Here is a 26,447-nt window from a genome sequence, read left to right as displayed (position 1 = left end):
CAGTCGGCTGCGGATCGGCCGTGTGACTTGCAATACCCGACGAAATGGATTCACATGGTCACATGAAGCAGGGGAGAGCGTCCCGGGTCCGTCGCATCGCCGCCGGAGTGACTGTTGTGGCGTGTGCGGCGGCCGGCGTCGCCGCATGCGGTAGCTCGGAGCCGGAGAACAGACCGTCGTTCACGGTGAGCGCGACCCCGGACACCGAGACGTCGGACGCGGGCACCGCGCCGTCGGGCGCGTCCGCGAGCCACACGACCACCACCACGGAGGCGCCGACTACCTCCACCGATGCCGGATCCGGGAACGGCGGTGGTAACGGTAACGGGACCGGTAACGGCTACGGCGGCGGCGATGGGACCGGGAACGGCGTCGAGGGCGGTAGCGGTGGCAACGGCGATGCCGGCGGTAACGGCTACGGCTCGTCGGAACCCACGACATCTGCACCCGCCACCACCACCGCGCCGGGGCAGGGTGGTGCATACACCGTGCCCACCACGGTTCCCGAGCAGATCCCCACGACCATCCCGCGCACCATCGTCGTGCCGCCCGGCGTCCCCACTCCGCCCGGCGTCCCCCCGACGATCACGCTGCCGCCGGGCTTCCCGACGACTATCCCGAACCTGTGACCTCTGCCGGTGCCGTCCCACGGCGTCCGGTCTGCACGGGCGGCCCGGAGGCGCAGACCGAGGGTCGGTAGCGTGGAGGGGTGGCGAAGCTCTATGCGATCAGTGACCTGCACGTCGGGCATCGCGGCAACGAGGGCGTAGTCGAGCAGATCCGCAGCGAGTCGGAGGACGACTGGCTGATCGTCTGCGGCGACGTGTGCGAGCGCTCGGATGTGCTCGACGAGGTACTCGGCACGCTGGTCCGGCGGTTCGCCAAGGTGATCTGGGTGCCCGGCAATCACGAGCTCTACACGACGTCCAAGGATCCGATGCAGATCCACGGGGAGGCCCGGTACGACTACCTCGTCGAGATATGCCGTAACCGCGGTGTGCTCACGCCCGAGGATCCGTATCCGGTCTGGGACGCGGGCGGGTCGCCGGTCACCGTCGTGCCCATGTTCCTGCTGTACGACTACAGCTTCCGGGCCGCGGGCCTCACCAAGCTACAGGCGCTCGCGGGCGCGCGTGAACGCAACGTCGTCGCGACCGACGAGTTCCTGCTGTCGGCCGAGCCGTACGCGACGCGCGACGCGTGGTGCCGGGCGCGCCTCGACTACACGCGCAGACGTCTTGCAGCTGTGGACACCTCGCAGCCGACGGTGCTCATCAACCACTGGCCGCTGCGACGCGAGCCCTGCGACGTGTTGTACTACCCGGACTTCGCCCTGTGGTGCGGTACCACCGAGACCGAGGACTGGCACCTGCGATACAACGCCGACTGTTGCGTATACGGGCACCTGCACATTCCGCGTACCACGTGGTATGACGATGTGCGCTTCGAGGAGGTCTCCGTGGGGTACCCGCGCGAGTGGCGGCGGCGTGGTCTGCCGGAACCCCTTCTGCGGCAGATACTTCCGCATCCCGGATATACGTCCGAGTCGCTCGGCGAATACGGTGTGCATTTCCGGGTGGATCCGGCTGAGGCCGAGGCGGCGCGCCGCAGGGCGATGGGGGAGGACGAGAAGTGATTCTGCAGCCGATGATGCCGCGCGGCGTGATAGCGCGCGAGACCACTGTGGACCCGGAGGGACTGACGCTGCTGCCGCGCGAGGAGGCCGAGATCGCGCGCGCCGTCGAGAAGCGCCGCCGCGAGTACACGACGGTGCGTCACCTGGCCCGCGAGGCGCTGGCCGAGCTGGGGGTCGAAGCGGGGCCCATCCTCAAGGGGGACAAGGGGCAGCCGCTGTGGCCACGCGGGGTCGTCGGCGCGCTGACGCACTGTGAGGGCTTCCGTGGGGCCGTGGTCGGACGCAGCATGGGGGTGCGCGCCATCGGCATAGACGCCGAGCCGCACCTGCCGTTGCCGGACAAGGTGCTCGACACGGTGTCCGTCGAGTCAGAACGCGCGGTGCTCGCGTCCCGTCTCGACGATGGCCTGGCGTGGGATCGAATCCTGTTCTGCGCCAAGGAAGCGACCTATAAGGCGTGGTTCCCGCTGACGGAACGGTGGCTCGGCTTCGAGGATGCGGAGATCACGTTCACGCGCACCGACTGGGCGGATGCGGGGGTGAGCGGGGAGTTCAGGTCCCACATCCTGATCGACGGTTCCGTGACCGACGGTGGGACGCCGCTCGTCGCGTTCGACGGGCGCTGGCGCGTCGTGGACGACCTGATCCTGGCGTCGATCGCGGTGGTATGACGTGGGATTCATGGAGCCCGAGGGGGCCGGCCTGGTGATCGTGGACAAGCCCGCGGGAATGACGTCGCACGACGTCGTGTCGCGGTGCCGTCGCGCGATGAAGACGCGGCGGGTGGGCCATGCGGGCACACTGGACCCGATGGCGACCGGTGTTTTGATCGTCGGAATCGAGCGCGCCACAAAGCTTCTCGGCCATCTTGCGCTCACGACCAAGGCGTACGACGCGACGATCCGCCTGGGTGCCGCTACAACCACCGACGATGCAGAGGGCGGGGTCGTGTCGTCGGCCTCCGCTGCGGGCGTCGACGAGGCCGCTGTGCTCGCCGGAGTCGCCGAACTGACGGGAGACATCGCGCAGCGTCCGAGTTCGGTGAGCGCCATCAAGGTCGACGGCAAGCGCGCGCACCAGCTGGTCCGTGAGGGTGTCGAGGTCGACCTGCCCGCGCGCCCGGTGACCGTATCGGAGTTCACCGTATCGGCGTTCCGGCGTGCGGGTGCCTTCCTGGATGTCGATGTGTCCGTGGAGTGTTCGAGTGGAACATATGTCCGTGCGCTCGCCCGGGACCTGGGGGCCGGGCTCGGCGTCGGCGGGCACCTGACCGCACTGCGGCGCACCCGCGTCGGCCCATACGACCTGTCGCATGCGGTCACGCTGGAGTCCCTCGCGGAGTCGCCGAGGCTGTCGTACGGCATCGACGATGCGGTCGCGGCGGGGTTCCGCGTGCGACCGGTGACCGCGGACCAGGCCGTCGACCTCTCCCTGGGTCGCTGGCTGGAGCCTGTCGGCATCGACGGTGTCTACGCCGCCGTCGACACCGATGGGCGCGCCATCGCGCTGTTGCAGGAGTCCGGCCGCCGCGCGGCGTCCGTCTTCGTGGTCCGGCCCGCGGTCTAGGACTCGTCGGGGCGGTCGAGGGTCCGGCGGATCTCGTCGAGTCTGGCCTTGGCGGCCTTCTTCCGCTCGTCGAACGCACGCTCGGAATCGTGGCCGGCCTGCGTCTCGTGGGCGAGCTCCTCTGCGCCGATCGCAGTCGCCGTGCGGCGTTCGATCAGATCGCGGACGTGGTCGAACGTCGGCACGCCGCCCTCCGTGTACCCGGTGACCTGCTCGTACGAGGGAGCAGCATCGACGATCTCCGCGTCGATGGGCGGTTCGGGATCGGTCATGGACTCCAGCGTAGCCATTCCGGCGGTGCCCGCCCATGCGGAGAGCGCGGTCCGGCCCGGCCGGGGAGTGGGCGCAGCGACGATAGAACGCCGCGAACAGCCGGTGCTAGCGTGCGCCCACGGGCGTACCCGAGCTGCTGATCGTGGATGTCGGTTCCGGTCCCGAGTAGCGCGCCGACGGCCGGATGATCTTGCCTTCCGCTGCCTGCTCCAGCAGGTGTGCCGACCAGCCGACCACGCGCGCCACGCAGAACGTGGGAGTGAACATCTCCGGCGGCAGCCCGGCGAGGCTCATGACGACCCCTGCGTAGTACTCGACGTTCGCGTACAGCGGGTGGTCCGGTTTCAGCTCGGCGATCGCGGCCTCGATCTCGTCCTCCACCGCGACGGCACGTTCCACCAGCGGGCCGTCGTACTCGCGCGCGACCGCTTTCAGCAGTTCGGATCGCGGATCGTGAGTGCGATACACGGCGTGTCCGAAGCCCATGATCTTCTCGCCTGATGCGATGCGTGTTCGCACCCAGTCGCGCGTGCGAGCCGGGTCGCCGATCTCGTCGAGCGCGGCGAGGGCGCGGCTCGGAGCGCCGCCGTGCAGTGGGCCGAGGAACGCCCCGATCGCTCCGAGCAGGCACGACGCCACGTCCGAACCCGTCGACGCCACCACGCGCCCCGCGAAGGTCGACGCGTTGAATCCGTGATCGACGGTGGCCACCAGATACGTCTGCACCGCCGCGACGTCGCGTGCGGCTGCCGCACCCGTCGACATCCGCAGGTAGTCCGCGGCGTGGCCGGCGGCAGGGTCGGGGGCCAGTATCGGCAGTCCGGAGGCCGTCCGATGGGCGGCGGCGAGGATCGTCGGGACGGCGGCGGCGTACCGCAATGCGGCTTCGAGCCGCTCGTCGGGACTCTGGTCGTACATGGGCGGGTCCGCGAGCCCGAGCGCGGCGACGGCCAGGCGCAGTACGTGCAGCGGGTCGGTACCGGGCCCGGCCGCGCGCCGGATGAGGTCGAGGACGGTGCCGGGCACCTCACGTAGCGCGCCCACGCGTCGAGCGAAGGCGTCGGACTCGGCGGGCTCGGGCAGGCGGCCGAAAAGCATGAGGTGCCAGACGTCCTCGAAGGTCGCGGTGCGCGCGAGCTCCGTGGCCTCGTATTGGCGGTAGTGGTAGAAGCCCTCGTCCCCGCGAACGTCGCCGAGGGTGGTGTCGGCGACGACGACGTTCTTGAGCCCCCGAGGGGCGATGATGGTGGTCATAGGTCGAGTGTGGCGCTGTTGATCAACACCGCGCAATGTTGATTCAATCAATTCCGTGCAGACCTGGATCACCACGTCGGAGGCGGCGCAGCGGCTCGGCGTGAAGCGCGGAACGCTCTACTCGTACGTGAGTCGGGGCATCCTGACGTCGACGCGCAGGCCCGGTCAGGAGGAGTCGTTGTTCGACCGGGCGGAGGTGGACGCGCTCGCGGCGGCGAAGCACGATGGCCGACGGGCCGGGGAGCGGTTGCTGCGGTTCCGGTCGGTCGCGACCAAGGTTTCGTCGATCACCCCGCGAGGGCTGTCGCTTCGTGGGGTACCCATAGAAACGGTTTGCGCGGAAATGGATTTCGCTCACGCGGCGGCGTTCGTCCTGCAGCACTCCGGGTCGGTCCCGGCGGCGCCGGACCTGGATGTGGCGCGCGTGCGGCGCGTGCCACTGGAGCGCCGGATTCCGCTGGCGGTCGCGGAGATCGCCGCCGAGGATCCACTGCGCGGCGAGCGCGCCGGCCTGTCCGGCCGCACCCTCGCGCTGCTCGGAACGCTCGCCACCGTGGTGCCCGAGATCCCTTTCGAGCATCCGTGGCTCCAGGTCTACTCGACCTGCCTCATCGACAACGGCCTCGCGGTGGCGGCGACGGCCGCCCGGGTCGCTGCGAGCACGCGTGCCGGCCTCTACGACACGCTGTCGGCAGGATTGGGAGCGATGGCCGGGCCGCTGCACGGCGGGGCACCGGTGCACGCCTACGAGCTGCTGGCCGCGGTCGCGGCGGGAGACGACCCGGACGTCGCGATAACCCGTGCCGTCCGCCGCACCGGGCGCGTTCCGGGGTTCGGGCACATCGTCTACACCGGCGACGATCCCCGCGCCCGCGTCGTGCTGGACCTGCTCGGCGGCGAGGCGGTGCTCGCCGCCGTCGACGCTCTATGCGAGCGGGTCGAGCGGCCCGTGAACGTCGACCTCGCGGGAGCCGCGGTGTGCCTGGCGCTGGGACTGCCCGCAGGCGCGCCGGAGGTGGTCTTCCAGTACTCGCGCATCGTCGGGATGGCCGCCCACGTGGCGGAGGAGTACGACGAGGCGCCGCTGCGTTGGCGCGGCCGTGCGGACGTCTGACGTGGCATGACGGCCCGACGAAACGCCGGGACGCCCGGGCCCGGGGAAGTCACGGGATCGAATAGTGTTCCGCGCATGAGAATCCGGCGGAGCGCAGCCGAATACGGATCGATCCTGCTCGGGTCGAGGAGAGATTCGCCGACGGTGCGGCGCCTGCGGGTGCAGATACTCCTGACGTTCAACGTCGTGTTCGCCAACCTGATCGGTGTCGCGATGGTGTCGGTGCTCGGCACGGTCGGGATACCCAACCCGACGGTGTTCCGCTCGGACCTGATGGTGATCGACTTCGTCGTGTTGCCCGTCTACATCTGTCTCGCTTTCCTGATCGGTGCGGTCGGCGGCACCGCCGTGATCGTGCGCATGCTGCGTTGGTCAGCGCAGGACGATCCCATGCCCACGCGCGCGGACGCCCGGTCGGTGTTCCGGGTCCCGTGGGTACTCACGGCCCTGCAGGGCGTGCTGTGGATCGTGGGCGCAGCCCTGTTCGCGACGATGTACGGACTGCGCGAGCCGGCTCTGATCCCGAAGGCGCTCCTCACGTCGCTGCTCAGTGGCGCGGTGGTGTGCGCGGCCGCGTACCTGATGACCGAGTTCGCGATGCGCCCGTTCGCGGCGATGGCGTTGGCATCCTTCCCGACGATGCAGCGGCGCGGCCTGAAGATGCGCGCGATGGTGACTTGGCTGCTCGGCTCGGGCGTACCGCTCATCGGGATAGTGCTGGTGATGTTGTTCGGCGCGGGCAACTCCCAGACGTCCAAATGGGATCTCGCGCTCTCGGTCGGGATCCTCGGCGCCACCAGCGTGTTCACCGGGCTGCTGCTGACCTATATGGGGATGGACCGCGTGAGCACGCCCCTACGTGCGGTCATCGACGGTATGGAGAGCGTCAAGCGCAGCGGCCGGACGACCCATCTCGTGGTGTACGACGGCACCGAGATGGGTGAATTGCAAGCGGGCTTCAACGCCATGGTCGACGGGCTCGCGGAGCGCGAGAAGCTCCGCGACCTGTTCGGCCGGCACGTCGGTCCGGACGTCGTCGAGGCGGCACTCGCTCGCGGTGTGCAGTTGGGCGGCGAGCGGCGCACCGTCGGCGTACTGTTCGTCGACGTCGTGGGATCCACCACCCTGGCAACCAAACACGGGCCGGAGGATGTCGTGGCGATCCTCAACCGTTTCTTCGCGGTGATCGTGGCCGCGGTGAACCGGCGCGGCGGGCTCATCAACAAGTTCGAGGGCGACGCTGCGCTCGCGATCTTCGGCGCACCCACCCAGCACCGTGATCCCGCGGGCGCCGCCCTCGATGCGGGCGCGGAGATCGCACGCGAGCTCGCGGCGGCCGGACTCGGCGTCGCGGCCGGCGTCGGGGTGTCGTACGGCGACGTGGTGGCGGGCAACGTCGGCGCCGAGGACCGCTACGAGTACACGGTGATCGGTGACCCGGTCAACGAGTCCGCGCGACTGTCGGAGCTGGCGAAGCGGAACACGGGCGTGCCCATCGCCTCCGAGAGGACGGTGGCCGCCGCGAGCGTGCCGATCGCCGACAGGTGGCATGCGGTCGACTCCGTCACGCTGCGCGGGCGCGGAGTGCCGACGCAGTTGTACGAACCGGACGGAGACGCCGAGGGTGGACCCCGATAGGTTGCGCGGCGTCCCCGTGCCCGCCCGATGTGTGCGCTAGGCCCGCACCCAGATCGATGCTGCGGCGATGTCGCCGAGGTCGAGCGGTGAGCCCTCGACCTTGACCGCGACGGTGCCGAGGAACTTACGCAGCTCCACCACCTCGACGCGGGCGTCGGGTGCGATGCCGACGTCCTCGAAGTAGCGCAGCATCTCGGGGTCGGCGTCGGAGATCCTGGCGATCACACCCGACTCGCCGGCGTCCAGCTCCGTGAGCGCGCGGGCATCGGGGGTGGGCACGGAACCGTCGGGCTGGGGGATCGGGTCGCCGTGCGGGTCGCGGTCCGGATGCCCGAGGCGCTCGTCGAGCCGGGCGAGGAAGCGCTCCGATACGGCGTGCTCGAGGATCTCGGCCTCGTCGTGCACTTCGTCCCACCCGTAACCCAGCTCTCGCACGAGGAATGTCTCGAGGAGGCGGTGCCGCCGCACCATCGTCACCGCCGCCGCGCGGCCGGCGTCGGTGAGGGTCACGGCGCCGTACTTCTCGTGATCGACCAGGCCCTGGTCGGCCAGCTTGCGGATCGCCTCGGACGCGGTGGATGCAGACACGCCCAGTGACTCGGCCAGCGATTTCGTACTGACCTTGGTGGGCGCCCACTCCTGCGCCGTCCAGATCCGCTTCAGGTAGTCCTGGGTGACGGCGGACAGCTCCGTGACGGGCGGCGGGGGTTTGCTCACGGCACCACCTTATGCGGTCCGTTAGGCTGGCCGCGTGCTTCGCTGGCGAGGACTGGACGACGTTCCTGCGGACTGGGGACGCTGCGTGGTGACGATCGGTGTATTCGACGGTGTACACCGTGGACACGCCCAGCTGATCGGGAGAGCGATCGCCGAGGGCAAGGCGCGGAATCTCCCCACGGTGCTCATGACATTCGACCCTCACCCGGCCGAGGTGGTGCGGCCCGGCTCGCACCCGCCTCAGCTCACCACGCTGACCCGCCGGGCCGAGCTGGCGCAGGAACTCGGCATAGACGTCTTCTGCGTCATGCCGTTCACTCCCACCCTCGCAGCGCAGCCCGCCGAGGACTTCGTGCATTCGACGCTGCTGGAGCGTCTGCACGTCGCAGCCGTCGTGGTGGGCGACAACTTCACCTTCGGCTACAAGGCGCTCGGTGATGTCGCGATGCTGCGCACCCTGGGGACGCGGTTCGGTTTCACTACCGACTCGGTGCAGCTTCTCACCGAGCACGCCGTCACCTACTCGTCCACGTACATCCGATCGTGCGTCGACGCCGGTGACGTGCGGGCCGCTGCCGAGGCACTCGGACGGCCGCACCGCGTCGAGGGCGTGGTGGTGCGCGGCGACGGCCGCGGCCGGGAACTGGGGTTCCCGACGGCGAACGTCGCGCCGCCCATGTACGCCGCTATCCCGGCCGACGGGGTCTATGCCGCCCGTTTCACGGTCCTCGGCCCCGGGCCCAGCGTCGGGCAGGTCACGACGGGGGAGAGCTACCCTGCCGCGGTGTCGGTAGGCAGCAATCCGACGTTCTCCGGCCGCACGCGCACCGTCGAGGCGTACGTCCTGGACACGTCGGCCGACCTGTACGGGCAACACGTCGCAGTCGACTTCGTCGACCGCATCCGCGGCATGGTGCGCTTCGACTCCGTCGATGCGCTCATCGACGCCATGGACGGGGACGTGGAGCGGACACGCCAGATCGTCGGCGAGGCCTAGTCGCTCGCCGGCCTCACTGCGATTTCGGCTGGATGCGCCCGGCTGGTAACCTGGTCGATCGTGCCTGCTGTGGTTCGCGGCGGCGGCACGAATGTCTTGCCACGCGACACTGAAAAAGGGAGTTTCCCATGGCGCTCACTGCTGCCGAGAAGAAGACCGTCCTGACCGAGTACGGCCTGCATGAGACCGACACCGGTTCGCCGGAGGCGCAGGTCGCCCTGCTCACCAAGCGCATCACGGACCTCACCGAGCATCTGAAGCAGCACAAGCACGACCACCACAGCCGCCGCGGTCTGCTGCTGCTGGTCGGCCGCCGCCGTCGCCTGCTGAAGTACGTCGCCGACGTCGACGTCAACCGTTACCGCACGCTCATCGAGCGCCTCGGCCTGCGCCGCTAGGACTTTCGCTCAGGAAGGCCCGTCCGGATGCGACATTCCGGGCGGGCCTTCCTGTTGCATGCGGTTCTCTCGTAGTCTCCTTGCTGACAGCCATTCCAGCAGAGGGGACGTCCGATGGAGATCCTCGTGCCTTCGACGGCGACGGAAGAACGGGTGGAGGCGCTGCGCGCCGAGGGCTACGAGGTGGTCGACGTCTGGTCGTCGGCGCGCGACGAACTCGCCGCTCTGGCCGCGCTGCCTGTACCGCCCGCCGGACTGGCCCCGGGCAGCGTGCCCGCCGACGATGCGGCCACTGAGGCGATGAGCCGGTACATCGTGTGGCCGTGGCGCCGCACGGTCGCGAGGCTGCCGGTGTCCGAGGTTTTCCACATCCTGCGTACGTCCCGCAACCGACACCTGATACCGGACGACGAACAGCGCGCGTGGTCGTCCGCTCTCGTGGGCGTGGCGGGTCTCAGCGTGGGAGCGTCGGCGGTGACCGCGTGCCAGGCGACGGGCGCCAGGCACTTCCGCGTCGCCGACGGCGACGTGCTCGGCATCACCAACCTCAACCGCATCGCGGATGTCGCGTTCTCGGCGGGGCTGCCAAAGGCCGAGCTGGTGCGGCGCCGCATTTTCGAGATCGATCCGTACGCGTCGGTAGAACCCTTCGAGACCGGGCTCGACGAGGCGGCACTGGACGCCTTCCTCGGGGCCCCCGGCAGTGCGGACGCGCCGCTGTCCGTGCTCGTCGAGGAGACAGACGACCTCTACATGAAGGTCCTGGTGCGGCGCCGCTGCCGGGAGCTGCGGATCCCAGTGGTGATGTCGACGGATCTGGGGGACTCCGTCACCGTCGATGTCGAGCGATACGACCTGGACCCGGAGACTCCGGTACTAGGCGGACGCGTCGACGAATTCAGCGACGACGACCTGCGGAGCCGGGACCCGCGAATCCGGTTGGCGCTCATGCGTTCTCTGCTGGCAGATGACGCACCACCATCGGTGATGTCACTGCTGGAGGAGGTGGGCCGCAGCCTCACATCGTGGCCGCAGCTCGGGAGTACCGCGATGCTTGCGGGGGCTCTTGCCGCGTACGCAGCACGCCGAATCATCGTTGGGCGGGACTTACCATCCTGTCGGTATGTTGTTCACACGGATGCGATATTCACATAGGCGCATAACCATTACGTCCGTGATTCGGTGGCGGCGTTTTTGTGCAGCATGCGAAATGCTTTGGGGCGCAAGATATTAGTGCTCGATATAGAGTGTGCGGGCACGTTAACATTCGGGTACACATCTCCGACATCCGGTGTCATTCGGGGGCGTCGGCGATCCGGCGGTCTTCGAGCCGGGTCGCCGAAAGGAATCCGACATGTCCGCACCCGTGATAGCCGTCGAGAACGCGCGACGATCCCCATCCCTGCTCAGCGAGGGGGTGGAATTCATCGATGTGCGTACCGGGCTACGGTGCGTGGTCGACACGCCTCGCCGCCGCCCCGAACTGTGGCGGGCGTACCTCGACGGGGTGGATCAGGCGTACCGGGCGTGGGGCGTCGACGAGGCCTTCGAGCGGGAGCAGGTGGCGGACGGTCGCTCAACGACTCTGTTCTGCGTCGTGGTGGACGGTGGCGAAGGGGACGGAGGAAAGGTGGTCGCCGGGCATCGTACTCAGGGGCCGTACCTCGCAGCGGCGCAGTCGCATGCGCTCATCGAGTGGGCGGGCCAAGCCGGGCAGCGACTGGTTGCCGACGCGATCGAGGATCGGCTGAGCGGGGGGCTGGCTGAAGTCAAGTCGGCGTACGTAGAAGTGCACGACGCCCGTGCGGGCGCCGTCGCGAACCTGTTGTCGCGTGTTCTACCGATCGTGATGGAACTGGTCGGTGTGCGCTACATGATGGCGACCGCCGCCGACCATGTCCTCGCCCGGTGGTCGGAGGGCGGCGGTGTGCTGGACGACACAGTGCCTGCGACACCGTACCCGGATGACCGCTACCGGACACGTCTCATGTTCTGGGACCGAGAGCGCCTTGCCGTCGACGCCGCGCCGGACGTGTGGCCACTCATGGAGGACGATTTCCGTAGGGCGTTCGGCGCCGGTAACAAACATTCGACGGATGCGATTACTATGTGACGCGAGTGCATTTTCCTCGATCTAGGAGGGACTGAGACGTGGCGACTCCGTCGCCGCTGCGGTGGCGAAGGCTCGAAAAGACGGGCCCAGGGCGGACGCGCGGTTTTGACCTGCGCACGTTAGCTCTGCTCTTCAGTACTGCTGGTGCGGCCCCGCTGCCCATAGTGGTGCTGCTCGACCAGCAACTGGTGCGGCCGGGCACGCTCCCCGTGCTGATGGGGGTTTGGGTTTTCACCCTGTTCTCCGTTGTGATCGTGTTGGCGTGCCGACCGGTCGGGGATCGTGTCTTCCTCCTACTCAGCATCGGAGGTATGGCGGGGATCGCCATAGCGGCCCTCGTCATGACGTCCGAGGACAACGGTCAGGCGATCCTGACTCTGCTCGCCGCCGTGCCGGCGATGGCGGCCATGCATTCACGGATGCGGATGGTCGCGGCATTCCTGGGCGGCGCGGTCGGCATCGTCGTGGTGTATATGGCTGTCCGCGAGCCCGATATCGGGGATATGGTGCTTCGACTGGGGGCCTCCCTCATGGCGATCGTGTTCCCCACCATCCTGGTCGTCAGCCTCCGGCGCTCCCTCGAAAGGGCGCTCCGCGCACAGCGAGAGCTGAGTCGTACAGACCACCTGACCGGTCTGCTGAACCGGCGCGGGCTTGTAGCCCACGCGGCGCACGTGTTCGCCGAGGCCCAGGCGCACGGCCGGGGCATAGGCTTCCTGGCTCTGGATGTCGACAACTTCAAGTCGATCAACGACCAGCACGGCCACGCGTACGGCGACGGCGTGCTGGCGCGCACGGCGCGGATCATCGCCGATCACGCCGGCCCCCGCGCGCGGACGTCCCGGCTAGGCGGCGAGGAGTTCGCCGTCCTGATCGCGGTGGACGATCTCGAGGCGATCGCTGGACTCGCCGAGTCGATCCGCTCGGCAGTGGCCGCCGATCGCACGGTCACGATCAGCATCGGAGCGGTATACAGCGCGATCCCCGCGCGGCCCGTCGCGGACGTGGCGTGGTGCGAGCCGGTCGTCGAGCGCCTGACAGCCGCTGCGGACCTGCACTTGTACCGCGCCAAGCAGGCCGGCCGTGACCGTGTACACGCAGGGGACCCGGACGGCGTCCATGCGGGCGAACCGGACGCTCGCTAGCGGGTCCCCGGTCGGAGCGGCCGCAAGGTGAGCGGTAGGCCGTCCGCGGGCCCGCCGGGGAACGCGTACTTCCACGCCATCCGGTAGTCGTCGGGGAGCTGCCAGCGGTAGCGGTCGACCACGGTGGCCGCGAGCGTCGCGATCTTCTCCAGTGCGAGGTCCATGCCGATGCACTTGTGTGCGCCTCCGCCGAACGGGACCCACGCCCCGCGGACGTCGAGCGGCGCTCCGCCGCCCGGCGCGAACCGCTCGGGCCGGAACTCGTCGGCGGCCTCCCAGTACTCCGGGAGCAGCCCGTTCAGCCCGTTGCAGACCGTCACCAGGGTGCCGGACGGGATATGTCGGTCCGCCAGCTCGACCTCGGTTGCCGTGCGCCGCAGCTGTGTCGGTGACGGTGGGTACAGGCGCAGGCTCTCTCGGACGACCTGCATCAGCACGGGCGCCTCGGCGTCCACCGCGGGCCCGACGGTGGTCGTCCCCCGCAGGCGCGTCTCGTCGCGGACCGCGTCCTGCCAGCGCGGGTGGCGGCCCAGGTGGTAGAGCGTCGCCAGCAGCCCGAACGCGGTGGTGTCGTGGGACGCGAGCATCGTCAGGACGACATGGTCGGCGACTTCGTCGGGAGTGAGGCCGACACCTTCGGCGTCGGTGGCGCGTGCGACGTGTCCGAACACCGACCCTGCGGGAGCCGCGTCGACGCGTGCGAGGATGTACCGTCGCAGCCACTTCCGCGCGTTCAGGCCGCGCTGCCACGGCGTACCCGGCGCGGGTATGCGAACGGCCGTGAGGATTGCGCGCTCGCAGGCGTCGATCGCTGCGACGATCCGCGCCGCGTCGTCCACCGCGGCAGGGCCGAGGAACAGCTCGACGGTGAGGGAGGCCGATAGCTCGGTCACGAGCGGCTGCACGGGAACCGAGCGGCCGGTGGGCCAGGCCGCCACCGCGTCGGCGGCGCGGTCGGCCATGACGGAGCAGTAGCCGGCTTCGGCCTCGGCTGTGAACGCATCTCGAACCAGGCGGCGGTGCCGGATGTGTGCGTGGCCGTCGAGGCGCGCGAGTCCGCCCGCGAACCACGGCCCGATGAGATCCCAGCCCGAGACATATGCTCGTTCGGCGTTGACCAGAACCGACCACACCGGCTCCGGTCCGGCGACCGAGACGGCGCGGATCCCGGCACCACCCCACCACGCGACAGGGCCGTAGGTCGCGTGCAGGCGGCGCTGGAACAGCGGGCCGTCGATCAGATACCGCGCCATGCTGCCGAGCACCGGGTAGCCGCGCTCGCCCGGCACTGTCGCCGTTCCGACAGGTGAGCTGCGGGTTAGTGGCGCCGGGCGCCGTGGCGTGGCCGCGGCTATAGCGGCCAGGATCCGCCGTCCTGGTACCGCGTCCCGCAGATGCGATGCGACGGTCATGAGGCGACCGTACCGATTCGGCGGACGGAGGCGGTGGGTCCGTCAACCCCGGTTCAGCGGCTGGCCGGCGCCAACCGCGAGGCGACGTCGGGGACGTAGCGGAAGTCCTCGCGCGGGGGCCGCTCGTAGTCGTGTGCTTTGGGGCGCTTCGGGATCTCCACCTGTGGCGGATCCAGGTGCTGGTAGGGGATCGCCGACAACAGGTGCGAGATCACGTTGAGGCGTGATCGCTTCTTGTCCTCGCTCTCCACCGTGAACCACGGCGCCTCGGGAATGTCGGTGTGGACGAACATCTGGTCCTTGGCGCGCGAGTAGTCCTCCCAGCGGGCGATCGACTCGACGTCCATGGGGGACAGCTTCCACTGGCGCATCGGATCGGTGGCGCGTGAGCGGAATCGCTTCTCCTGCTCCACATCCGACACCGAGAACCAGTACTTGAAGAGCAGGATGCCCTCCTCTACCAGCAGCCGCTCGAAGATCGGCGCCTGGTGCAGGAAGCGTCGGTACTCGGCTGCGGTACAGAAGCCCATCACGCGCTCGACGCCCGCGCGGTTGTACCAGGAGCGGTCGAACAGCACTATCTCGCCGGCCGCCGGCAGGTGCTCGATGTAGCGCTGGAAGTACCACTGCGTCCGTTCGCGCTCGGTCGGCGCGGGAAGGGCGGTGACGCGGCAGACGCGGGGGCTGAGATATTCGGTGATCCGCTTGATCGCCGAACCCTTGCCGGCGGCGTCGCGACCCTCGAACAGGACTACGACGCGGGCGCCGGTCGCCTTGACCCACTGCTGCATCGCCACCAGCTCGGTCTGCAGGCGCCGCAGCTCCGCCTCGTACGCTTCCTTCGGGATCTTCGGTGGTTTGCTCTTCGACTTCTGCTTCTTGATCTTGGTATCGGCCATTGCGGCACGCTACCGCCACCTGCGGTTCTGCGGGACGTTACCGGGTTTTTGCGCTTCCGAGATCGAACCTCGCCCGACGTCTGCGTCCGCGCCTACGTAGCTGCGTCGCCGACGAAGTGCGCTGCGGGGCTGAGCGCGGGTGCGTAGAGGGCGGCGTCGAACGGGGAGCCGGCGATGTCCGGAACCTGCTCCGGCCCGGCGAGCAGGGTTCCCCCGGGCATGGGTAGCAGCCGGCTCCGCGCGCCGTCGAGGCGCGCGCTGAGTTGCTCGTAGTCCCCGAGCGGGAAGTGCACCGTCGGGTCCCCGGCGCGCCACAGTGCGCCGACGGTGCGGTATACGCCGAGTTCCCCTTGCGCGACGTGGGAGCCGAGCGATCCCGGGATGCCCGGATCGACGTGGCCCGTCTGTTCGAAGAGCAGGATCAGTCCGTCCGGGTGCCGCTCCGCGACCCTCCGTAGCGACTCGTACTGCGCGGCGTCGCGCGCCGCGAGGTCCCGGTGGTCGCCGACGTGGGTCTCGAGCCCGTAGAAGCGCACCGGCGCGCCCGCGCGGGAGGCGTTGTGCGCGCGCAGGGTCCGTAGCAGAGTCGCGTTCTGCAGCAGGGGAGTCGGGCTCCATGTCCACACGCTCCCGACAGCGTCCGCGTCGAGGCGGTCGGTGCCCTCGCCACGGATGTACCGGTCGGCGGCCACAGCCCGCTCTGCTCGAGTCTCGGCTGCCACTGCGACCAGGCGGTCCGCAAGGTGCCGTACCACCGCATCCCGCGCGGCCAGGTATTCGGCGCGCACGTGGATCCCTTCGGCCCAGCCGAGGATTCGCGCAGACGACGCGAGCCGATCGACCAGCCCCGCGGCGGCGCCGGGTAGATCGCCGCGCAGATCGCCGCCGGGCCCGCCCACGGGACTCAGGCCTCCCGCGGTTTCACGAACGGGAACGCCAGCGTCGCCCGGATGTTCACGCCCGCAAGCAGCATGACGATGCGGTCTACGCCGAGTCCCAGGCCGCCGGTCGGGGGCATGGCGTAGGTGAGCGCATCGAGGAAGGACTCGTCGAGCTGCATCGCCTCGGCGTCTCCAGCCGCAGCGGCGAGGGACTGCCGGGTGAGTCGCTCCCGCTGGTCGATGGGGTCGGTCAGTTCGGTGTAGGCGCATCCCAGCTCCGCCCCGAAGCCCACCAGGTCCCACTGCTCGGTGAGGCGCGGGTCGTCGCGGTGCCTGCGTGCGAGCGGGGAGACCTCGACGGGGAAGTCGCAGTAGAACGTCGGAAACCGCGTCTGCTTCTCGACGAGCGCCTCGTACAACTCCATCACCAGCTTTCCGGCATCGACCTCGGGCGGTGCCTCCACCGAGAACCGCTCGCAGACCGCGGCCACCTGATCGCGCGGCGTGCCCGGTGTGAGCTCGACGCCGCAGGCCCGGGACACGGCCGAATGCACGGTCACTACAGGCCACTCCGGTGTCAGGTCGACCTCACGCAGCGTGCCGTCCGCGTCGGGCCGCAGCGCCACGGGGCGCCCGTTGACGGCCTCGGCGACGGCGAGGATCACCTCGCGGGTGAGGACCCGCATAGTGGTGTAGTCGCCGTACGCCTCATACGCCTCCAGCGCGGTGAACTCGGGGTTGTGGGTCGCGTCGGCGCCCTCGTTGCGGAAGTTGCGGTTTATCTCGAAGATCCGGCCCATGCCGCCCACAGCGAGCCGCTTGAGGTACAGCTCGGGTGCGATCCGCAGATACAGGTCCATGTCGTACGCATTGATATGGGTGACGAACGGCCGGGCTGCCGCGCCTCCATGCACGGACTGCAGCATCGGCGTCTCCACCTCGGTGTAACCCTTGTCGCCGAAGGCTTTCCGCAGTGCGGCGACACCGGCGGCGCGCCGGTAGAGCAGGTCCACGGCGTCGCGGTTGGTGATCAGGTCGAGCGGCCTGTTACGCGTCCGGGCCTCGTCGGCCAGGCGGGAGCGCAGCCCCGGGACCGGGCTCAGGCACTTCGCGGCCATGGCCCACGACGTGAGTCGCACCGACAACTCGCCCGTGCGGGACGCGACCACCTCCCCGGTCACCGACACGACGTCGCCGAGGTCGGTCGCCGTGCGCCACTGCCCGCGCACGGCACAGTCGGTCCCGGTCCGTTCGGCGAGCACCTGCATGCGCGTCCCGTCCTCCTCCAGGACCGTGAACGTGACGCCCCCGTAGTCGCGGATCGCGCGGATCCGCCCGGTCACGGAGACGACGGTGCCCGTCCGCTCGTCGGGTGCCAGCCCGTCGCCCAGAGCGCGCACGTCCGCGAGCGAGTGGGTACGGGGCACCGCCGCCGGATACCCGGGCATGCCCGCGGCCTCGAGGGATTCGAGCTTGCGCCGGCGCACCCGCTGTTGCTCCGACAGCCGGGGCGCCGGGACGGCGGGCGTGAGCAGCCGGGACTCCTCGGCGAGCAGGCGGCGCACGAACTCGGGATCGCGGCGCGGCTGCTCGTCGGGGGTTCGGGCGCCGCTCAGCACACGCGGTCCGATATGCGGCAGGAAGCCCTCCGCCGTCCCCACGGCGATGCCGGCACGGACCGCGGTCAGGGCGGGGTCGTAGCAGAGGACGCGCGGGACCCATTCGGGCCGGTACTTGTCGTTGGAGCGGTAGAGCGTCTCCAGCTGGTAGAACTTCGACGCGAAGCTGAGCACCGAGTCGGTGAGCCGTGTGACGGGGCCGGCACCCACGTTGTCGGCGTCGAAGAACACCGACCGGAACACCGCGAAGTTCAGTGAGATCCGCCGCACCCCGATGGAGGGGCAGTGCTCGGCGAGGCGCGCGACCATGAACTCGTTGAGACCGTTCTCGGCGTTGCGATCCCGCCGCATGAGGTCCAGTGAGAGGCCGCGCGCGCCCCATGGGACGAAGGACAGCAGCCCGCGGATGACGCCTGCGGAGTCGGTCGCGGTAACCAGCACGCAGCGCCCGTCGACCGGGTCGCCGATCCGATTGAGCGCCATGGAGAATCCTCGCTCGGTCTCCTCGCCGCGCCACGCCTCCGCCAGCTCGGCGACCTCGTGCAGCTCGGTCTCGGAGAGCTCGCTGTGGCGACGGACGGCAAGCGTGTAACCCGCGGCGCTCACGCGTGTGACGGCCTGCCGCACGGGGCGCATGGCACGCCCCTTGAGAGTGAACGTGTCGACGTCGATGATGGCCTCGTCGCCGATGGTGAGCGTCTTGAGCCCGGCGTCGGAGAAGAGTCTCGCGCCCTCCGCCGAGGCCGCGAGGACCGCGGGGTAGTGGCTGTGCCGACGGCAGTCGGCGAGCCAGGTGTCGATGGCTGCCGGCCACGATGCTCTGGCGCCGATCGGATCCGCGCTCGCCATCGAGACGCTTCCCACGACTCGGAACGTGACAGCCGCACGGCCGTCCGGGGCGAAGAGGGCCGCCTTGTCGCGGCGCGTTGCGAAGTAGCCGAGGGAGTCGTCCTCGCCGTACTCGAGCAGTAGGCGGCGCACAGCGAGTTCCTCGGGCTCGGTGAGCAGTTCGGAACCGCGCCCGGCCCGCCAGAACACCATGAGGGTGAGCACGAGCGCTGCGGCCGACAGCACACCCGATACGGAGTACACCCAGTGGAAGCCGGCCCGCCCGTCCAGGAGGTAGTCGGCGCCCGGCCGGACGATGACCCCGAACGTACTGCGCAGTGCCCAGGCCGCCTCCTCGCCGAGACCGCGCAGGGTGTGCGGAAAGATCGTGGTGAGCAGCAGGGTCACGAGATAGGAGCCGACGAAGCCGCCGACGAGGACGGCGAGCGCGGCGAACCGGGAGCCGTGGGAGAGCCTGGCGGGGAACGCACGCCGTGAGAGCAGCACGCACACCAGCGCGAACATCGCGATGGACGCTGCGACGATGGTTCCGCTGACCGATTCGCGGGCCTCCCAGTAGAAGCCGTGGATGTGCACGTCGGGATCGAGCGCCCGGTCGCCCGTGACGGCCGCGACGAGATCGGCGATGTTGGAGAACACCGTCAGCCCCATGAGCACGACCATGACGGTGTGCGCCGCCCGAAGCCGCCTGCGCAGCGCGCCGCTCAGCACGGCCAGCAGCGCGACCAGGAAGAGGCTGGGCTCCGTCGGGATACCGATCGTGTTGATCACGTCCCCGGCGATGGTCAGGCTCTTCTCCGGGTGGACGAGTGCCGAGATCAGGGACACGAGCGCGGCGAGCAGCGTCAACCGGGCGAGGGTCGTGGCGGTCACCCGGGCGATTCGATCGCGCCTGTCACCGGGCTGACCCGACGGTGCGGCGGCTGCGCGGGGCGCCTGACCTCGTCTGGTCCGGGCGCCTTCGGCAGTGCCCAACGACATGTCACCCTCCTGTCGGCGAGGCCCCGATGATAGCCTTGGGCCGGTCTGTCCGACGTTGGGTGTCTGCTGTGAGGTGGCTCCCCGACGGAGCGGGTGGCCCCATGTGGTGGTCCTCGGTAGTGGTCGCCGGAACGGCATGAGCCGACGTCCGGCGGCTTCGATCGATGGCCGCGCCGGGGCACATACCGCAGCCGCGTCGCGCGACGAGGCCGGGCGCTAGAGGTGCGCCGGCCGGGCACGGGCGGGCCGTGAACACCGAAAGGTTCTGCTTCTCTTCATGACTGACAACAACGACGTGGACTACGACGACTCGATCACCGAGTCGGTAGCCGTCATCGACAACGGTGCGTTCGGCAAGCGCACCATCCGGTTCGAGACCGGTCGCTTCGCCCTGCAGGCTGCGGGTGCCGTCGCGGCGTACCTCGACGACGAGACGATGCTGCTGTCGACCACCGCGCACAGCAAGCAGCCGAAGGACCACTTCGATTTCTTCCCCCTGACGGTCGACGTCGAGGAGCGGATGTACGCCGCAGGCCGCATCCCGGGCTCCTTCTTCCGCCGCGAGGGCCGCCCCTCGACCGACGCGATCCTCACCTGCCGCCTCATCGACCGGCCGCTGCGCCCCTCCTTCGTCGACGGGCTCCGCAACGAGATCCAGGTCGTCGTCACGGTGATGTCGCTGGACCCCAAGGATCTGTACGACGTGGTGGCGATCAACGCCGCATCCGCGTCCACGCAGATCGCAGGCCTGCCCTTCTCAGGCCCCGTCGGCGGTGTGCGTGTGGCCCTGATCGACGGTCAGTGGGTCGCGTTCCCGACTGTCGAGCAGCTCGAGCGCGCGGTATTCGACATGGTCGTCGCCGGCCGCATCGTCTCGGGCTCGGGCGCGAATGCCGACGTCGCGATCATGATGGTCGAGGCCGAGGCCACCGAGAACGTCATCGAGCTCGTCGCGGGCGGCGCACAGGCGCCCACCGAGGCCGTCGTGGCCCAGGGGCTCGAAGCCGCGAAGCCGTTCATCGCCGTGCTGTGCGAGGCCCAGCGCGAGCTGGCAGCCGGTGCCGCGAAGCCCACGGGCGAATTCCCCCTGTTCCCGCCCTACCAGGATGACGTGTTCGCCGCCGTCGAGGCCGCGGCCGCCACGAAGCTGGACGAGGCGTTGTCGATCGCCGGCAAGCAGGAGCGCGACGCCGCCACCGATGCTCTGAAGCTCGAGGTGCTCGAGTCGGTCGGGCCGCAGTTCGAGGGGCGCGAGGGCGAGATCGGCGCCGCGTTCCGCTCGCTCACCAAGAAACTGGTGCGTAAGCGCATTCTCACCGACCACTTCCGCATCGACGGCCGCGGTATCACCGACATCCGGTCGCTGAGCGCCGAGATCGGCGTCGTGCCGCGCGCGCACGGCAGCGCCCTGTTCGAGCGTGGCGAGACGCAGATCCTGGGCGTCACCACCCTGGACATGATCAAGATGGCTCAGCAGATCGACTCGCTCGGGCCCGAGACGTCCAAGCGGTACATGCACCACTACAACTTCCCGCCGTACTCGACCGGTGAGACCGGCCGCGTCGGATCGCCTAAGCGCCGAGAGATCGGTCACGGCGCGCTCGCAGAGCGGGCACTCGTGCCCGTGCTGCCTACGGTGGAGGAGTTCCCCTACGCCATCCGCCAGGTCTCCGAGGCGTTGGGCTCCAACGGTTCGACGTCGATGGGCTCCGTCTGCGCGTCGACCATGTCGTTGCTGAGTGCAGGCGTGCCGATCAAGGCCCCCGTCGCGGGTATCGCCATGGGGCTGGTCTCCGACACCGTGACCGGTGCGGACGGTAAGGAGGAGAAGCGCTACGTCGCGCTGACCGACATCCTGGGTGCCGAGGACGCGTTCGGCGACATGGACTTCAAGGTTGCGGGCACCAGCGAGTTCGTCACCGCTCTGCAACTGGACACGAAGCTCGACGGCATCCCGTCGCAGGTGCTGGCCGGCGCGCTGAGCCAGGCCAAGGACGCGCGCACCACCATCCTCGAGGTCATGGCCGAGGCGATCACGGACCCCGACGAGATGAGCCCGTACGCCCCGCGCATCACCACGATCCGCGTGCCGATCGACAAGATCGGCGAGGTCATCGGCCCCAAGGGCAAGACCATCAACGGCATCACCGAGGAGACCGGCGCGAACATCTCCATCGAGGACGACGGCACGGTGTTCGTCGGCGCGGCCGACGGCCCGTCCGCACAGGCGGCGATCGACCGGATCAACGCCATCGCGAATCCGCAGCTGCCCAAGGTCGGCGAGCGTTTCCTGGGCACGGTCGTGAAGACCACCGCCTTCGGCGCGTTCGTCTCGCTGGTCCCCGGCCGCGACGGCCTGGTGCACATCAGCAAGTTGGGCAACGGCAAGCGCATCGCGAAGGTCGAGGATGTCGTGAACGTGGGCTCGAAGCTGCAGGTCGAGATCGCCGATATCGACGATCGCGGCAAGATCAGCCTCGTCCCGGTGGTCGAGGAGGAGCCGGCCACCGCAGACGCGGGGGAGTAGCACTGGCCATCAGACGCGCCGGCACCGCAGCAGCGGGGCCGGCGCGCCCGTATGTAGGAAAGACGCGTCCCGCCGCCTCGGGGACCGCGTCGGGATCCCGAGTGCGCCGGACGGTGCTGCCGGGCGGCCTGCGGGTCGTCACCGAGACGATGCCGGGATCGCGGTCAGCCGCCGTCGGGCTGTGGGTCGCCGTCGGTTCGCGCGACGAGCACCCGGCCTCGGCCGGCGCCGCCCACTTCCTCGAGCACCTGCTGTTCAAGGCGACGCCGACGCGCACGGCGACCTCGCTCGCGGCCGAGATAGACGCCGTTGGAGGCGAACTCAACGCGTTCACCGACAAGGAGTACACGTGCTACCACGCGCACGTACTCGACACCGACGTCGAACTCGCCGTGGACCTGGTGACGGACGTGGTGCTGCGCGGTAAGTGTGCGGCCGCGGACGTCGACCTCGAGCGCGAAGTCGTCCTCGACGAGCTCTCCCTGCGCGACGACGATCCCGAGGACCTCGTGAGTGATGCGGCCCTGCGCGCACTCTTCGGCGACCATCCGCTCGGGCGGCCCGTGATCGGCACCGAGCAGTCGGTGACAGACATGACGCGGAATCGATTGCGAGCCTTCCATGCACGGCGCTACCGCCCCGACCGCATGGTGCTCGCCGTCGCCGGGAACGTCACACATGCGCAGGTGGTCCGGCTCGCGCGTGCCGCGTTCGCGGGCCACCTCGATGAGGCCGCCGCGTCGGCACAGCCGCGGACGGGCGTCCGGCGGTTTCCCGGCCGGCCCGGGCTCGTGGTGCACCGGCGTGACAGCGAACAGGCGCACATCGTCGCAGGTGTGCGCGCGTACGGGCGGAGCCACCCGGATCGGCAGGCCCTGTCTGTGCTCAATGTGGCTGTGGGTGGCGGGCTCTCGTCGCGCCTGTTCCAGGAGATCCGCGAGATGCGGGGCCTGGCGTACTCCGTGTACTCGGGGATCGACGCCTTCGCAGACACGGGCGCCTTCACCGTGTACGCGGGCTGCTCACCGGATCGGCTCGGGGAGGTCGCGCGTGTCGCGCGTGGCGTGCTGGAGGCCGTGCGCGACGAAGGCATCACCCCCGTGGAGTTGGCGCGCGCACAGGGTGCACTACGCGGCGGGCTGGTACTGGGCCTCGAGGACGTCCAGTCGCGGATGCACCGCATCGGCCGGCAGGAGACGACCTACCAGAACCAGCGGTCGGTGGCGCGCACTGTGCGCGGCATCGACTCCGTCACCGCCGACGACGTGCGGCGCGTCGCCTCCGATGTCTTGTCCCGTCCGTTCGGCGGCGCCGTCGTCGGGCCCTACCGCGGCCGCAGTGCCTTGCCATCCGCTGTGCGGAACTGGCTCGGTTGATCGGGTAGCGCACTACTCGTTCGCCCTTCCGCGGGCGGTGCCAGGGTGATGGCGAACCGCCGACTGGGAGGGATGGCCATGGATCCGGTCGCAGTGTCCGTGGTCGCGCGCCAGGGGGCCGCCGCGGGAGCGGGAGCGACCGCCACCTTCGCTGCCTCCCGTGGCGGCGAGCCGGTGGCAGTCGTGTGGTCCGTGGCGGGCACGGTCCTCGCGGGGGCAGGGGGCACGATCGACCTTCCGACAGGTGCGCGCCTCGGCTACACGGTGCACGGCCGGGACTTGACGCTCATCGCGCAGGCCGGGGCGGCGTGTTCGGCCACCGTGACCGCCCGGGCCGCCGACGGCGGCGAGGCCACCGCCGCGTTCACCGCGGGCGGCACGGTGGCGGGGGCGTGACGGTCCGCGGGTTCGCGCGCGGCTGCTATATATGGCAGTGTCGCTCACCCCCGAGGCAGAAGGACCCCCAACGCATGCCATTCCGGTCGATCCATCGCTCGGTCGCGGACCGGGCGGCCGAACTCCCCGATGCGACACTGTTCGAGCTGCCCGGCGGTCGCTCCGTCACGTACGCCGAGACGATCGAGCTCACGCAGCGCATCGCCGCGCGCCTGGTGGCCGACGGCGTGATGCCCGGCGACCGCGTGGCGATGCAGGTCGGCAAGTCGTGGGAGGCCATCGCGCTGTATCTCGCGGTGCTGCGGATCGGCGGGATGTTCCTGCCGCTCAACACCGCGTACACGGGCCACGAGATGGATCACTTCCTCAGCGACGCCGAGCCCCGTGTGCTGGTGTGTTCGCCCGAGCGATGCGATGAATATACCTCGCGCGCAGGAGCTCTCGTGGTCGAGACGCTCGGCACGCAGGGTGACGGCACCCTGCTCGACGGCCGCGAATGCTACGCCGATACGTACGACGCGACACCGTCGGACCCGGCGGCGATCCTCTATACGTCGGGCACCACGGGCCGCTCCAAGGGGGCGGTTCTCACGCATGAGAACCTCGCTTCGAACTGTGCGACCCTCACGGAGGCATGGCGTTTCACCGGCGCCGACCGGTTGATCCACGCTCTGCCGATCTTCCACACGCACGGCCTCTTCGTGGCGATGAACCTGGTCATGACTACAGGCGCGTCGGCTCTCTATCTGCCGAAGTTCGACCTGGATGCGGTCGTCGGCCTGCTGCCGCGCGCGACGGTGTTGATGGGTGTGCCCACGTTCTACACACGGCTTGCCGCCGATCCTCGGGTGGACCGCGATCGGGTGGCCTCCATGCGGCTCTTCGTTTCCGGGTCCGCACCACTGTTGGCTTCCGACCACGCGGCGTTCGCCGAGCGCACGGGGCATGCGATCCTAGAGCGCTACGGGATGACCGAGACGAACATGAACACGTCGAATCCCTATGAGGGCCTGCGTAAGCCGGGCACAGTCGGCCCCGCACTGCCGGGGATCGACGTTCGCGTGGTCGATCGCGAGAGCGGTGCCCCGCTGCCGGACGGCGAGATCGGGAGCATCGAGGTGCGCGGCCCCAACGTCTTCGCCGGCTACTGGAAACTGCCTGAGAAGACGGCCGCCGAATTCCGTGACGACGGCTTCTTCATCACGGGGGACGTGGGACGGATCGACGAGGACGGCTACATCGTGATCGTCGGCCGTGACAAGGACCTCGTGATCTCGGGCGGTTTCAACGTGTATCCCAGGGAGATCGAGGAACTCATCGACGCGCACCCCGACGTCCTCGAATCGGCCGTCGTCGGCGTGCCGCACCCGGACTTCGGCGAGACGGTCGTCGCGGTGGTCGTCCCGGCTTCAGGAGCCACCCCCGACGGAGCGTCGATCCTGCGGTACATCGCACCCGAGCTCGCGCGGTTCAAGCAGCCGCGCGCCGTAGAGATCGTGGAGGCGTTGCCGCGCAACGTGATGGGTAAGGTGCAGAAGGCCGAGCTGCGGAAGCGGTACGCCGGCCTGTTCGCCTGAGCTCCCTACCGGTGGGCGCCCGCGGGAACGGACTTCCCGAGCGTCGAGAGCACCGCGCGGGCGCGGGTCGGGTAGTCGGTGATGATGCCGTCGACGCCCGCTGCGACCTGCGCACGGATGTCGCCGGGGTCGTCGACGGTCCAGGGCAGCACCTTCAGGCCCGCTGCGTGCGCCCGCCGCACCAGCGCGGGATCGGAGAGCGCGAAGTCGGGGGAGAGTACCGCCGCGCCGATCGACTTCGCTGCTGCGACCACGTCGCCCGAGTACTTCTCGTAGGTGGCGCCGTCGAGCCACCGCGAACCGGGTCTCCACGTCGTCGCGTCGTACAGGGCGACGGTCGGCACCCGCGGCGCCTGCGCCTTCACGAGCGGCAACGAACGCCAGTCGAAACTCTCGATCTCGATGCGGTCGAGGCGGTCGGCGGCGCGCGCGGCGCCCAGGATCGCCGAAACGAACTGTTCGGGCTGCGCTGTGCGGTAGCGCTTCTCGGCCTCGATCTTGGTCTCGATGTCGTACCGCACGGTGGCGCCGGGATAAGTCTTCTCGAGCGCGAAGAGCTGGGGGAGCGTGGCGATGCGATTGTTCGGTACGACGTAGGCGTCGGGGAAGTCGGGCAGCTTCTTGCTGCACACCACGGTCTGCACCTGCTTGTAGCTCAAGGTGTGGATGTCCTTGCCCACGTAGGGGAACTGCGGGTCGCCTGGCGTCGCGGGCCGGGTGTCGGCGCACTTCGCGGCCTGCAGGTCGGGGTCGTGCCAGACCAGCGGCACCCCGTCCCGGGTGAGTGCGATGTCCAGCTCCAGCGTGGTCACGCCCAGTTCGATCGACTTCGCGTAGCCGTACAGGGACTCCTCGGTGTGCTCGCCCCGGCCTCCACGGTGGGCCTGCAGATCGAATGTGGCTGCGGGAGATGCGGATACCACGGGAGGCGTCATCGCTCCGACGGGGACCACGGCGAGGGCGGCGAGGAGCGGCAGGACGGGGCTGCGGAGGCGCATGAACCGCGACGCTACCGAGGCGCTGTGAACTCGCGGTGAACCCCGGCCGGGCGCGAGTCCACATCTCGGTGTATGCGGGTG

At 69.5% G+C, this 26,447-nt stretch carries 23 protein-coding genes; 15 read left to right on the top strand and 8 right to left on the bottom strand.

Annotated elements, in window-relative coordinates; genetic code table 11:
• The first annotated feature begins 62 nt into the window (after positions 1-62).
• The 4 genes from P0W64_RS12180 to truB all read left to right on the top strand — a co-directional run bounded on the left by P0W64_RS12180 (position 63) and on the right by truB (position 3,202).
• Complete coding sequence (locus tag P0W64_RS12180; RefSeq protein ID WP_275480387.1) at positions 63-629, top strand: hypothetical protein; 567 nt, start codon at positions 63-65, stop codon at positions 627-629.
• 80 nt (positions 630-709) lie between these two features.
• On the top strand, positions 710-1,636 hold the full coding sequence (locus P0W64_RS12175; RefSeq protein ID WP_275480386.1) for a metallophosphoesterase: 927 nt from the start codon (positions 710-712) through the stop codon (positions 1,634-1,636).
• A complete protein-coding gene (locus P0W64_RS12170; protein WP_275480444.1) occupies positions 1,636-2,307 on the top strand; it encodes a 4'-phosphopantetheinyl transferase superfamily protein in 672 nt (223 codons plus the stop codon). Before P0W64_RS12175 ends, P0W64_RS12170 begins: the two co-directional genes overlap by 1 nt.
• A gap of 10 nt (positions 2,308-2,317) precedes the next feature.
• The gene (gene truB, locus P0W64_RS12165) at positions 2,318-3,202 is read left to right on the top strand and encodes a tRNA pseudouridine(55) synthase TruB (protein ID WP_275480385.1); all 885 of its coding nucleotides are present in this window, start codon (positions 2,318-2,320) and stop codon (positions 3,200-3,202) included.
• Here truB and P0W64_RS12160 read toward each other — a convergent pair.
• Positions 3,199-3,474, bottom strand: a complete 276-nt coding sequence (locus P0W64_RS12160; protein ID WP_275480384.1) for a hypothetical protein — start codon at positions 3,472-3,474, stop codon at positions 3,199-3,201. The genes truB and P0W64_RS12160 overlap by 4 nt on opposite strands.
• Before the next feature lie 106 nt (positions 3,475-3,580).
• The gene (locus P0W64_RS12155) at positions 3,581-4,729 is read right to left on the bottom strand and encodes a citrate/2-methylcitrate synthase (RefSeq protein WP_275480383.1); all 1,149 of its coding nucleotides are present in this window, start codon (positions 4,727-4,729) and stop codon (positions 3,581-3,583) included.
• 55 nt (positions 4,730-4,784) lie between these two features.
• Between P0W64_RS12155 and P0W64_RS12150 the strand changes: the two genes are divergently transcribed.
• Positions 4,785-5,843: a citrate/2-methylcitrate synthase gene (locus tag P0W64_RS12150; protein WP_275480382.1), complete on the top strand. Its 1,059-nt coding sequence runs from the start codon at positions 4,785-4,787 to the stop codon at positions 5,841-5,843.
• A gap of 75 nt (positions 5,844-5,918) precedes the next feature.
• Positions 5,919-7,481: an adenylate/guanylate cyclase domain-containing protein gene (locus P0W64_RS12145; RefSeq protein WP_275480381.1), complete on the top strand. Its 1,563-nt coding sequence runs from the start codon at positions 5,919-5,921 to the stop codon at positions 7,479-7,481.
• Between the two features lie 36 nt (positions 7,482-7,517).
• Here P0W64_RS12145 and P0W64_RS12140 read toward each other — a convergent pair whose 3' ends face one another.
• On the bottom strand, positions 7,518-8,198 hold the full coding sequence (locus tag P0W64_RS12140; RefSeq protein ID WP_275480380.1) for a metal-dependent transcriptional regulator: 681 nt from the start codon (positions 8,196-8,198) through the stop codon (positions 7,518-7,520).
• 34 nt (positions 8,199-8,232) lie between these two features.
• Here P0W64_RS12140 and P0W64_RS12135 point away from each other — a divergent pair, with 34 nt between their 5' ends.
• The 5 genes from P0W64_RS12135 (at position 8,233) to P0W64_RS12115 (ending at position 12,851) form a co-directional block, all read left to right on the top strand.
• The gene (locus P0W64_RS12135) at positions 8,233-9,195 is read left to right on the top strand and encodes a bifunctional riboflavin kinase/FAD synthetase (RefSeq protein WP_275480379.1); all 963 of its coding nucleotides are present in this window, start codon (positions 8,233-8,235) and stop codon (positions 9,193-9,195) included.
• A gap of 128 nt (positions 9,196-9,323) precedes the next feature.
• On the top strand, positions 9,324-9,593 hold the full coding sequence (gene rpsO / locus P0W64_RS12130; protein ID WP_275480378.1) for a 30S ribosomal protein S15: 270 nt from the start codon (positions 9,324-9,326) through the stop codon (positions 9,591-9,593).
• 114 nt (positions 9,594-9,707) lie between these two features.
• Positions 9,708-10,748 carry a ThiF family adenylyltransferase gene (locus P0W64_RS12125; RefSeq protein WP_275480377.1) on the top strand — a complete coding sequence of 347 codons (1,041 nt, stop codon included), beginning with the start codon at positions 9,708-9,710 and terminating at the stop codon, positions 10,746-10,748.
• Between the two features lie 199 nt (positions 10,749-10,947).
• A complete protein-coding gene (locus P0W64_RS12120) occupies positions 10,948-11,706 on the top strand; it encodes a hypothetical protein (RefSeq protein WP_275480376.1) in 759 nt (252 codons plus the stop codon).
• A gap of 38 nt (positions 11,707-11,744) precedes the next feature.
• Positions 11,745-12,851, top strand: coding sequence for a GGDEF domain-containing protein (locus P0W64_RS12115; RefSeq protein ID WP_275480375.1), 1,107 nt, complete (start codon positions 11,745-11,747; stop codon positions 12,849-12,851).
• Here P0W64_RS12115 and P0W64_RS12110 read toward each other — a convergent pair.
• The 4 genes from P0W64_RS12110 to lysX all read right to left on the bottom strand — a co-directional run bounded on the left by P0W64_RS12110 (position 12,848) and on the right by lysX (position 19,393).
• Positions 12,848-14,263: a cytochrome P450 gene (locus P0W64_RS12110; RefSeq protein WP_275480374.1), complete on the bottom strand. Its 1,416-nt coding sequence runs from the start codon at positions 14,261-14,263 to the stop codon at positions 12,848-12,850. The genes P0W64_RS12115 and P0W64_RS12110 overlap by 4 nt on opposite strands.
• Positions 14,264-14,316: 53 nt before the next feature.
• Positions 14,317-15,162: a polyphosphate kinase 2 gene (gene ppk2, locus P0W64_RS12105; protein ID WP_275480373.1), complete on the bottom strand. Its 846-nt coding sequence runs from the start codon at positions 15,160-15,162 to the stop codon at positions 14,317-14,319.
• A gap of 92 nt (positions 15,163-15,254) precedes the next feature.
• On the bottom strand, positions 15,255-16,061 hold the full coding sequence (locus P0W64_RS12100; protein ID WP_275480372.1) for an erythromycin esterase family protein: 807 nt from the start codon (positions 16,059-16,061) through the stop codon (positions 15,255-15,257).
• Between the two features lie 5 nt (positions 16,062-16,066).
• A complete protein-coding gene (gene lysX, locus P0W64_RS12095; protein ID WP_275480443.1) occupies positions 16,067-19,393 on the bottom strand; it encodes a bifunctional lysylphosphatidylglycerol synthetase/lysine--tRNA ligase LysX in 3,327 nt (1,108 codons plus the stop codon).
• Between the two features lie 376 nt (positions 19,394-19,769).
• Between lysX and P0W64_RS12090 the strand changes: the two genes are divergently transcribed.
• The 4 genes from P0W64_RS12090 to P0W64_RS12075 all read left to right on the top strand — a co-directional run bounded on the left by P0W64_RS12090 (position 19,770) and on the right by P0W64_RS12075 (position 25,368).
• Positions 19,770-22,019 carry a polyribonucleotide nucleotidyltransferase gene (locus P0W64_RS12090; protein WP_275480371.1) on the top strand — a complete coding sequence of 750 codons (2,250 nt, stop codon included), beginning with the start codon at positions 19,770-19,772 and terminating at the stop codon, positions 22,017-22,019.
• 101 nt (positions 22,020-22,120) lie between these two features.
• Positions 22,121-23,395 (top strand): pitrilysin family protein, encoded by a 1,275-nt coding sequence (locus P0W64_RS12085; RefSeq protein WP_275480370.1) that lies wholly within the window; start codon positions 22,121-22,123, stop codon positions 23,393-23,395.
• Between the two features lie 78 nt (positions 23,396-23,473).
• Positions 23,474-23,791 carry a hypothetical protein gene (locus tag P0W64_RS12080; protein ID WP_275480369.1) on the top strand — a complete coding sequence of 106 codons (318 nt, stop codon included), beginning with the start codon at positions 23,474-23,476 and terminating at the stop codon, positions 23,789-23,791.
• A gap of 74 nt (positions 23,792-23,865) precedes the next feature.
• Positions 23,866-25,368, top strand: coding sequence for a malonyl-CoA synthase (locus P0W64_RS12075; RefSeq protein WP_275480368.1), 1,503 nt, complete (start codon positions 23,866-23,868; stop codon positions 25,366-25,368).
• A 5-nt stretch (positions 25,369-25,373) separates the two neighbouring features.
• Here the strand turns inward: P0W64_RS12075 and P0W64_RS12070 are convergent, their stop codons facing one another.
• Positions 25,374-26,366: a glycerophosphodiester phosphodiesterase family protein gene (locus P0W64_RS12070; protein ID WP_275480367.1), complete on the bottom strand. Its 993-nt coding sequence runs from the start codon at positions 26,364-26,366 to the stop codon at positions 25,374-25,376.
• Positions 26,367-26,447 lie beyond the last annotated feature (81 nt).

The organism is Tsukamurella sp. 8F (genome assembly GCF_029167375.1).
Taxonomy (GTDB): Bacteria; Actinomycetota; Actinomycetes; order Mycobacteriales; family Mycobacteriaceae; genus Tsukamurella.
Note: the sequence above shows the minus strand (reverse complement) of the source record. Positions and strands in the feature narration are given on the sequence as shown.

Coding starts and splice junctions, on each gene's coding strand:
- P0W64_RS12120 (WP_275480376.1), top strand. CDS start 10,948: ATGTCCGCACCCGTGATAGCCGTCGAGAACGCGCGACGATCCCCATCC.
- P0W64_RS12090 (WP_275480371.1), top strand. CDS start 19,770: ATGACTGACAACAACGACGTGGACTACGACGACTCGATCACCGAGTCG.
- truB (WP_275480385.1), top strand. CDS start 2,318: ATGGAGCCCGAGGGGGCCGGCCTGGTGATCGTGGACAAGCCCGCGGGA.
- P0W64_RS12125 (WP_275480377.1), top strand. CDS start 9,708: ATGGAGATCCTCGTGCCTTCGACGGCGACGGAAGAACGGGTGGAGGCG.
- P0W64_RS12070 (WP_275480367.1), bottom strand. CDS start 26,366: ATGCGCCTCCGCAGCCCCGTCCTGCCGCTCCTCGCCGCCCTCGCCGTG.
- P0W64_RS12155 (WP_275480383.1), bottom strand. CDS start 4,729: ATGACCACCATCATCGCCCCTCGGGGGCTCAAGAACGTCGTCGTCGCC.
- P0W64_RS12180 (WP_275480387.1), top strand. CDS start 63: ATGAAGCAGGGGAGAGCGTCCCGGGTCCGTCGCATCGCCGCCGGAGTG.
- P0W64_RS12075 (WP_275480368.1), top strand. CDS start 23,866: ATGCCATTCCGGTCGATCCATCGCTCGGTCGCGGACCGGGCGGCCGAA.
- P0W64_RS12160 (WP_275480384.1), bottom strand. CDS start 3,474: ATGACCGATCCCGAACCGCCCATCGACGCGGAGATCGTCGATGCTGCT.
- P0W64_RS12080 (WP_275480369.1), top strand. CDS start 23,474: ATGGATCCGGTCGCAGTGTCCGTGGTCGCGCGCCAGGGGGCCGCCGCG.
- P0W64_RS12145 (WP_275480381.1), top strand. CDS start 5,919: ATGAGAATCCGGCGGAGCGCAGCCGAATACGGATCGATCCTGCTCGGG.
- P0W64_RS12110 (WP_275480374.1), bottom strand. CDS start 14,263: ATGACCGTCGCATCGCATCTGCGGGACGCGGTACCAGGACGGCGGATC.
- rpsO (WP_275480378.1), top strand. CDS start 9,324: ATGGCGCTCACTGCTGCCGAGAAGAAGACCGTCCTGACCGAGTACGGC.
- ppk2 (WP_275480373.1), bottom strand. CDS start 15,162: ATGGCCGATACCAAGATCAAGAAGCAGAAGTCGAAGAGCAAACCACCG.